The organism is Parabacteroides sp. PFB2-10, assembly GCF_029893085.1.
Lineage (GTDB): Bacteria > Bacteroidota > Bacteroidia > Bacteroidales > Tannerellaceae > QVMG01.
Genome location: NZ_JARXWI010000013.1, coordinates 74,296 through 82,169, shown reverse-complemented (window position 1 = coordinate 82,169; position 7,874 = coordinate 74,296). Strand labels below are relative to the sequence as shown.

Annotated in this window: 7 protein-coding genes; 6 read left to right on the top strand and 1 reads right to left on the bottom strand. The window is 50.0% G+C overall.

Annotated elements, in window-relative coordinates:
- Positions 1-252: 252 nt before the first annotated feature.
- From coaBC to M2137_RS11545, 6 genes are all read left to right on the top strand, one after another.
- A complete protein-coding gene (coaBC, locus tag M2137_RS11570; RefSeq protein WP_280766599.1) occupies positions 253-1,455 on the top strand; it encodes a bifunctional phosphopantothenoylcysteine decarboxylase/phosphopantothenate--cysteine ligase CoaBC in 1,203 nt (400 codons plus the stop codon).
- Complete coding sequence (locus M2137_RS11565) at positions 1,452-2,357, top strand: DUF4835 family protein (RefSeq protein ID WP_280766598.1); 906 nt, start codon at positions 1,452-1,454, stop codon at positions 2,355-2,357. The genes coaBC and M2137_RS11565 overlap by 4 nt, the downstream gene beginning before the upstream one ends.
- Positions 2,358-2,362: 5 nt before the next feature.
- Positions 2,363-4,024: a DNA repair protein RecN gene (recN, locus tag M2137_RS11560; protein WP_280766597.1), complete on the top strand. Its 1,662-nt coding sequence runs from the start codon at positions 2,363-2,365 to the stop codon at positions 4,022-4,024.
- A 105-nt stretch (positions 4,025-4,129) separates the two neighbouring features.
- Entirely contained in the window at positions 4,130-4,693 is a 564-nt protein-coding gene (locus M2137_RS11555) for a hypothetical protein (protein ID WP_280766596.1), read from the top strand.
- 80 nt (positions 4,694-4,773) lie between these two features.
- Entirely contained in the window at positions 4,774-5,511 is a 738-nt protein-coding gene (rlmB, locus tag M2137_RS11550; RefSeq protein ID WP_280766595.1) for a 23S rRNA (guanosine(2251)-2'-O)-methyltransferase RlmB, read from the top strand.
- A 13-nt stretch (positions 5,512-5,524) separates the two neighbouring features.
- On the top strand, positions 5,525-5,902 hold the full coding sequence (locus M2137_RS11545) for a RidA family protein (RefSeq protein ID WP_280766594.1): 378 nt from the start codon (positions 5,525-5,527) through the stop codon (positions 5,900-5,902).
- 9 nt (positions 5,903-5,911) lie between these two features.
- Here M2137_RS11545 and M2137_RS11540 read toward each other — a convergent pair whose 3' ends face one another.
- Positions 5,912-7,729: a YgiQ family radical SAM protein gene (locus M2137_RS11540; RefSeq protein ID WP_280766593.1), complete on the bottom strand. Its 1,818-nt coding sequence runs from the start codon at positions 7,727-7,729 to the stop codon at positions 5,912-5,914.
- Between the last annotated feature and the right edge of the window lie 145 nt (positions 7,730-7,874).

Sequence of the window (7,874 nt, the reverse complement as noted above, 5' to 3'; positions counted from 1 at the left end):
CCGCCTCCCGACGAACGTTCGGTGCCTCCCCCCCCCCCCCCCGCCGCCCCCGCCCCCCCCCCCCCCCCCCCCCCCCCCCTCGACGATAGAATGCTCCCGCATGTTACTATAAAAGTTGACACCATGTATCTGTTGCGCTCTCGGGATGAGCTATTTTTTCTTCCTGAAATACCACAGGCTTTGCCAATTTCAATCAACCATTGTCAATTATCCGGTAGAAATCGTACCTTTGAAGCGTCAAAAAAGAGTGTTATGCTGCAAGGTAAACATATTATACTGGGTGTGACCGGGAGTATCGCGGCCTATAAGGCGGCGACGATTATCCGAGGATTGGTGAAGAAAGGTGCGGAAGTGCAAGTGGTTATTACACCGGCCGGCAAGGAGTTTATTACGCCTTTGACCCTGTCGACCTTGAGTCGTAACCCGGTGATCAGTGAGTTTTTCTCGAACCGCGACGGCACGTGGAACAGCCATGTCGACCTGGGGCTTTGGGCCGATGCTATGCTGATTGCGCCGGCTACAGCTGCTACGATCGGTAAGATGGCAAACGGTATAGCCGACAATATGTTGATCACGACCTATCTCTCCTGCAAAGCGCCTGTCTTTGTTGCTCCGGCGATGGACCTGGATATGTATGCCCATCCTGCTACACAACAGAATATCGAACGTCTGCGTTCTTTCGGCAACCAGATTATCGAGCCGGGCGAAGGCGAATTGGCCAGTCAACTGATCGGTAAGGGGCGGATGGAAGAACCGGAGGCTATTATCGACTACCTGGAAGTCTTTTTTGCCGCTCAGGCAGATCTGTCAAAAAAAAAAGTGCTGATAACAGCCGGTCCGACATATGAAAAGATCGATCCCGTACGTTTTATAGGTAATTACTCTTCCGGCAAGATGGGTTTTGCGCTGGCGGAAGTTTGTGCTTCGCGGGGAGCAGAGGTCGTTTTGGTGGCAGGGCCGGTCTCTCTGAATACCTCTCATCCGGGTATTCGACGGATCGATGTCGAATCGGCTGAGGAGATGTATCGAGAGGCTGTTAAGTATTTCCCGCAGGTAGATGCTGCTCTTTTGTGCGCTGCCGTAGCCGACTATCGCCCTGAGCAGCGTGAAGAGGAGAAGATAAAGCGGGAGAAGACAGAAGGGATGGAACTGCGTCTGGTGGCTAATAAGGATATTGCCGCTACGTTAGGTGAAATGAAGCGAGCCGATCAGGTGCTGGTAGGTTTTGCCCTCGAAACAAAAGACGGTATTCCCAATGCGCAAGGCAAGCTGCAGCGCAAAAACCTCGATTTCATCGTGCTGAATTCGATGGAAGATGCAGGTGCCGGCTTCGGTGTAGATACCAATAAGGTGACGATATTGGATAGAGACGGAGGTATCACTGAGTATTCTTTGAAGAGTAAACAGGAGGTGGCTCGAGATATTATCGATCAATTAGCAAAAGTGTTACAATGAAGCAAATGAATAAGATGATAGGAATTCTTCTGGCATGTATGCTCTCCGTAGGCCTGCAGGCACAGGAATTGAATGCCCGTATCACCATCAACAGCGATAAGATTCAGGGCACCAACAAACAGGTGTTTACCACGTTGCAAACTGCTTTGACGGAGTTTGTCAATAATAAGAAGTGGACAGACGCCACTTTTACGGTGAATGAGCGGATCGATTGTACAATGACTATCATTGTCAACGAACAGGCGGATAATAGTTTCAAAAGCGAATTACAGATACAGGCACGCCGTCCGGTTTATAATTCCAGTTATACGACGACGATTCTGAATATCAGCGACCGCGCTTTCGACTTTGAATATGCGGAGTTTGAACCCCTGGAATATGCCGAAAATATGCTGTCAAGCAATCTGACTGCCACCATGGTGTTCTATATTTACCTGATTTTGGGGCTCGATTTCGATAGTTTTTCTCCGCAGGGAGGAAGTCCTTTTCTGCAGCAGGCACAGCAGGTCGTAAGCCTGGCGCAGGCGCAGGTGTCGTGGACCGGCTGGAAAGCCTTTGAGAACGACCAGAACAGACATGCCATTATTACTGCCCTGACCGACAATACCTCGGAGGCTTTCCGCGAGATGTGGTATACTTACCATCGCCGGGGGCTCGATGAAATGGCGGCAAATGCCGATCGTGGGCGAGCCAATATCATTGCAGCATTGCCTGGCCTGCAACAGGTGAAAAGCGCCCGGCCGACATCCGTGATCCTACAGATGTTTGTCAATGCGAAATTAGACGAGGTCGTTGCTATCTATTCAAAAGCAACCAGCCAGGAGAAGCAAGAGGGCTACAAAATGCTTTCGGATCTCTTCCCGGCAGAACAAATGCGTTTGGAACCACTTACACAGCCATAAGAAAGATGTTGTCGTCGTTATATATTCAGAACTACGTATTGATAGAGAAGCTGGATATCCGCTTCCATGAAGGATTATCTGTTATTACAGGTGAGACCGGCGCGGGTAAGTCGATTATGCTTGGCGCTTTGGGGTTGGTGTTGGGGCAACGTGCCGATGGGAAAAGCATCCGGCATGGAGCAGATAAGTGTGTGATCGAGGCCCATTTCGATATATCATCTTATCAATTGCAGGCGTTTTTTGAAGAGAACGACCTGGAGTATGATCCGGTCACCTCTATTTTTCGCCGTGAATTGTACGCGTCGGGAAAGTCGCGCGCCTTTATAAACGATTCGCCTGTCTCCCTTCCGGTGATGAAAGAGCTGGGCTCTCGCTTGATCGATATTCACTCGCAGCATCAGAATCTATTATTGGGTGACAATCGTTTTCAATTGCGCGTGGTAGATATTCTGGCGAAGAACAATGATTCTCTTGAAACATACAAAAAAGCCTATACCGCCTATCAGGCCTTGTTGAAAGAGTTGAAGCGGCTGAAGGAGACGGCCGATCAAAATAAAAAAGAGGAAGACTTTCTCCGTTTCCAATGGGAGCAATTGGCGGAAGCCAACCTGCAGGAAGAGGAACAGGAGGAGTTGGAGCGGGAACAGGAGATGCTTTCCCATGCTGAAGAAATCAAATTGTCTCTTTTTCAGATCCAAGAACTATTAAATGGCGAGGATCGGGGAGGCGTGATGCTCTTGAAAGAGGCGCTTTCGGTTGCGCGTGCCATGATTTCCTATTATGCTCCCGCGGAGGAGATTGTTGAAAGACTGGAGACCGCCTACATCGATTTGAACGACCTGGCCTCGGAAGCAGATAAACAAAAGGAGGGTATTGAGTTCAATCCCGACCGCCTCGATTGGGTCAACGATCGCTTGAATACGCTTTATTCCCTTCAACAGAAGCATCGTGTATCGACTATCGGTGAATTATTGGCCCTGAAAAGCGATTTTGAGGGGCAACTCAAAGAGATCGATTCGTATGACGAACAGATCGATGCGTTGGAAAAGCAAAAAGATTCTTCCTATAAGGAGTTGTTGAAACAGGCTGAAGCGCTTCATACACGCCGCCTGGCCGCTTCGAAACAGTTTGCCGAAGAATTGACCGCGCAGATTGCCCTTTTGGGTATTCCCCATGCCCGTTTCCAGGTGGCTATAGAGAAAAAAGCCGAACCGGGTGCGGACGGCATGGATGATGTCGCCTTCTTTTTCTCCGCGCACCGGGCAGGCGAATTGATGCCGGTGGCACAAACGGCTTCCGGTGGGGAAATATCCCGCCTGATGCTCTGCATAAAAGCTATGATGGCCGGGTATACGGCGCTGCCGGCTATTATCTTCGACGAGGTGGATACCGGTGTTTCCGGCGATATGGCCGATAAAATGGGGGAAATTATGCTGCAACTGGCTAAGAATATGCAAGTGATAGCCATTACCCATTTGCCGCAGATTGCTTCGAAAGGTCGCACGCATTATTTGGTTTATAAAGAAGACACCGCCGAACAGACCAACACCTACATCAAGCCATTAACCGACGAAGAACGTGTTCGCGATATTGCCCGTATGCTGAGTGGGGCAACTTTAACGGAGGCCTCGATGACCAACGCGCGCGAATTGCTGCAAAATTCCTAAAAGAAGTTATAAAACGCCGCCTCATTCGTCTTTTATTAAACGGATTGTTCTTCGTACAGTCCAAAAAGTAACAAACAGAGTAGTAACAACTAAAAAATGAAAGCCATGAAACGATTAAGTGTAATAGCATTATTACTGCTTCTATGTAGTTTGCCCGGTTACAGCCAGTTTTGGATTGAGTTCGGATGGCATGAAACACAATGCCGCCAGTGCGCGTCGATGGCGCAATCACTTCGTTTAAGCCCTAAGCAGGCCCGCGATTATCAGAAGGTGGTACATAAATATGGACAGAAGATAGAGAAAGAGGCTCGCCGCGACTATAAACATTGGGACAAAGCCGCCCGTAAGATCTATGACCTGCGTATGGATCGCGACCGCAAGATACAACGTATGCTCACTCCGCAGCAGTTCGGTATGTATGTATATGCGGTTCAGGAACGTCCGCAACGTATTCACGACTACAATGGCTGGTATGAAAATCCTCGTTATGCCGGTTACCGTCACTCGCCGGACTGGAGAAGGCTGGAACGTCAGTACTGGACCTACCATTGGAACCTGAAGCCGGCGCCGCGTTACGATAACCGCCCGCAGCAACCCAAGAAGGGGCCTGATCGACAGCCCAACAACCGACGCGACGATCGTAACAACAACCGTTCGGGACGCCGCTAATAAAAACGCTCCATTCTTTCGGTAACGCCCTCAAAAAGTTGTACTTTTGCACGCAAAGAACAATTAAGTAAAGCGATCGCATGAAAGAAAACGACGTGGTTTTTGGCATCCGTGCCGTGATTGAGGCCATACAAGCAGACAAAGAAATCGATAAAATATTGGTGAAAAGGGAACTTCAGGGAGAACTCTCCCGTGAACTGTTCGCCCTTTTGAAAGAAAGAGATATAGCCGTTCAGCGGGTTCCCGTTGAGCGGCTTGATCGTATTACCCGGAAGAATCATCAGGGGGTAATCGCTTTTATCTCTTCAATCACTTATCATCGCCTGGAAGATATCATCCCCTTTGTGTATGAGCAGGGCAAGAACCCTTTCATTGTCCTGTTGGACGGGGTGACCGACGTACGCAATTTCGGAGCCATTGCCCGCACCTGCGAATGTGCCGGGGTCGATGCGATCGTGATCCCTGCCAAAGGAAGCGTGACAGTCAATGCCGATGCAATGAAAACATCAGCCGGTGCTCTGCATGTACTCCCGGTTTGTAAGGAGAAAAATATCAACCAGTCGATCCGTTTCCTGCAGGAGAGCGGCGTGAAAGTGTTTGCCGCTACCGAGAAGGCCTCCCATGTCTATACCGCGGTTTCTTACGATGGCCCGGTAGCCATCGTGATGGGTGCCGAAGACAAAGGCGTATCGATGGAAAACCTGCGCATATGCGATGAAATGGTGAAAATACCACAATACGGCACCATTGGTTCGCTCAACGTCTCGGTTGCCTCCTCTATTTTGATTTATGAAGTGATTCGTCAACGAAACATATAAAACTTAAACAGTCATGAAAAAAGTAATTTCAACAAACAACGCACCCGCGGCTATCGGACCTTATAGCCAAGCTATTCAAACAGGCAATATGTTATTCTCTTCCGGCCAGCTCGGTATGGATCCGGCCACCGGCAATTTTGTGGAAGGCGGCGTGAAAGAGCAGGCTATCCAGGTATTTAAGAACATTCAGGCTATATTGGATGAGGCAGGTTATACCACCGACGATATCGTAAAAACAACCGTATTCCTGGCGGATATGGCCGATTTTGCGGTAGTAAACGAGGTGTATGCTGCCAACTTCACAGGCACCTTCCCGGCACGTTCGGCTGTCGCTGTCAAGACGCTGCCGAAGAATGGTTTGGTGGAGATCGAATTTATCGCAGCGAAGTAATACCTTTGTTTAGCGTTTTCCAAACAGTTTAGTGATCAGATCCTTCCGTCCGATCTTTTGCAATGCCTGCATGATCTGACGGCGGAATTCCGGCTTGTACCAGAAAAAGAACTGCCGTTGGCGTAGTTTCTCTTCTTTGGTATGAGCCGTATATATTTTCTCCAGCGTGTAGGGGTGGTATCCCGTATAATAGATCTCCGTTGCCAAGGTCATGGGGGTGGGCGTGAAGTCCTGCACCTGCTCCAGTTGGAAATGAAGCCCTTTGGTGATGGCGGCCAGTTCCGCCATATCGGCCTCGCTGCATCCCGGGTGGCTGGAGATGAAGTAGGGAATTAATTGTTGGTTCAATCCCTGTTCCTGATTGATACGATCGAATATTTTTTTGAACTGATGGAATTGCGCGAAAGGCGGCTTGCGCATCATATTCAATACATTCGTCTGTGTATGCTCCGGCGCTACTTTTAAACGTCCTGATACATGCCGCGCGATCAACTCTTCGGTATAGGCGCGTGCCGACCGGTTCAACTTTTCCTCCCCATAGCGGTGCAACAATAGATCATAGCGCACACCGCTTCCGATAAACGATTTCTTTATCTCCGGCAGATTGTCGACCGCCTGGTATATCTCCAACATCGGGGCATGGTCGGCGTTCAGGTTCTTACAGACCACCGGGAAGATGCAGGATGGTTTCCGGCATTGTCGGCAGATCTCCTGATTGATGCCTTTCATTCGGTACATATTGGCCGACGGACCGCCTAGATCACTTAGGTATCCCTTGAAATCGGGCATTTGTGTGATCGCTTTCACCTCCTTCAGGATCGACTCCCTGCTGCGCGACGCGATAAATTTCCCCTGGTGGGCAGAGATCGTACAGAAGGCACAGCCCCCGAAACATCCCCGGTGCATATTGACGGAGAATTTGATCATCTCGAACGCTGGAATCTCTTTCCCTTTGTATTTGGGGTGGGGCAGGCGGGTATAGGGCAGGTCGAACGAGGCATCGATCTCCTTTTCCGTCATAGGCGGGAAGGGCGGATTCACCACTAAGGTCTGTTTGCCTACCTTTTGCAATAGGCGTTTGGCTTCCCACTTATTGGATTCCTCTTCGATATGGCGGAAGTTCTTTGCCTGTTTCAGTTTGTCTTTCAGACATTCTTCGTGCGAAAAAAGTTCGATATCGTCCGGTGAAATGGCTGTTTTATCTGCGATGTAGACCGTTTGCCGGATGTCTTTGATGGCGGCAAAGGGCTCTCCTTTTTTTAGTCGTGTGACCAATTCTCTGAGTGGCAGTTCGCCCATGCCATAGATCAACAGGTCGGCGCCGCTCTCAACCAGTATGCCCGGTTTCAGGCGATCCTGCCAGTAGTCGTAATGCGTCAGGCGGCGAAGCGAAGCCTCGATGCCTCCCAATACAACGGGAACATCCGGGAAGAGCTCTTTCAGGATGCGGGTATAGACAATCGAAGGGTAGTCGGGGCGCATACCAGCACGGCGATCGGGTGTGTAGGCATCGTCGCTGCGCAGTCGTTTGTTGGCGGTGTAATGGTTGATCATCGAATCCATCGCTCCGGGCGAGATGCCAAAGAAGAGGCGCGGCACGCCCAGTTTTTTAAAGTCACGGTGGTCGCCCCGCCAGTCGGGTTGCGGCACAATGGCTACGCGCAGTCCTTCCGCCTCCAATATACGCCCGATCACCGCCGCGCCAAACGACGGATGATCCACATAGGCATCGCCCGAGAAAAGGATCACATCGACCCAATCCCAGCCCCTGGTCTCCATCTCCTTCTTGGTAGTTGGGAGCCATGCCTGCGGTGATAGATGATTCATGCCACAAAGATAGGAAATTTCCGAATTGCCCTTTTGATCGGGGACAATCTATATTGTGGATGCACCATTTTACAGGTTATTGTACGTATTTACGTGTCGGGGTTTAGAGGTTTACGCTACTTTTGTCATTGCTGGAAAGCAACCT

What these genes read in the sequence shown, in the direction of transcription:
- coaBC (WP_280766599.1), top strand. Translation starts at nt 253, where the DNA reads ATGCTGCAAGGTAAACATATTATACTGGGTGTGACCGGGAGTATCGCG.
- M2137_RS11565 (WP_280766598.1), top strand. Translation starts at nt 1,452, where the DNA reads ATGAAGCAAATGAATAAGATGATAGGAATTCTTCTGGCATGTATGCTC.
- recN (WP_280766597.1), top strand. Translation starts at nt 2,363, where the DNA reads ATGTTGTCGTCGTTATATATTCAGAACTACGTATTGATAGAGAAGCTG.
- M2137_RS11555 (WP_280766596.1), top strand. Translation starts at nt 4,130, where the DNA reads ATGAAACGATTAAGTGTAATAGCATTATTACTGCTTCTATGTAGTTTG.
- rlmB (WP_280766595.1), top strand. Translation starts at nt 4,774, where the DNA reads ATGAAAGAAAACGACGTGGTTTTTGGCATCCGTGCCGTGATTGAGGCC.
- M2137_RS11545 (WP_280766594.1), top strand. Translation starts at nt 5,525, where the DNA reads ATGAAAAAAGTAATTTCAACAAACAACGCACCCGCGGCTATCGGACCT.
- M2137_RS11540 (WP_280766593.1), bottom strand. Translation starts at nt 7,729, where the DNA reads ATGAATCATCTATCACCGCAGGCATGGCTCCCAACTACCAAGAAGGAG.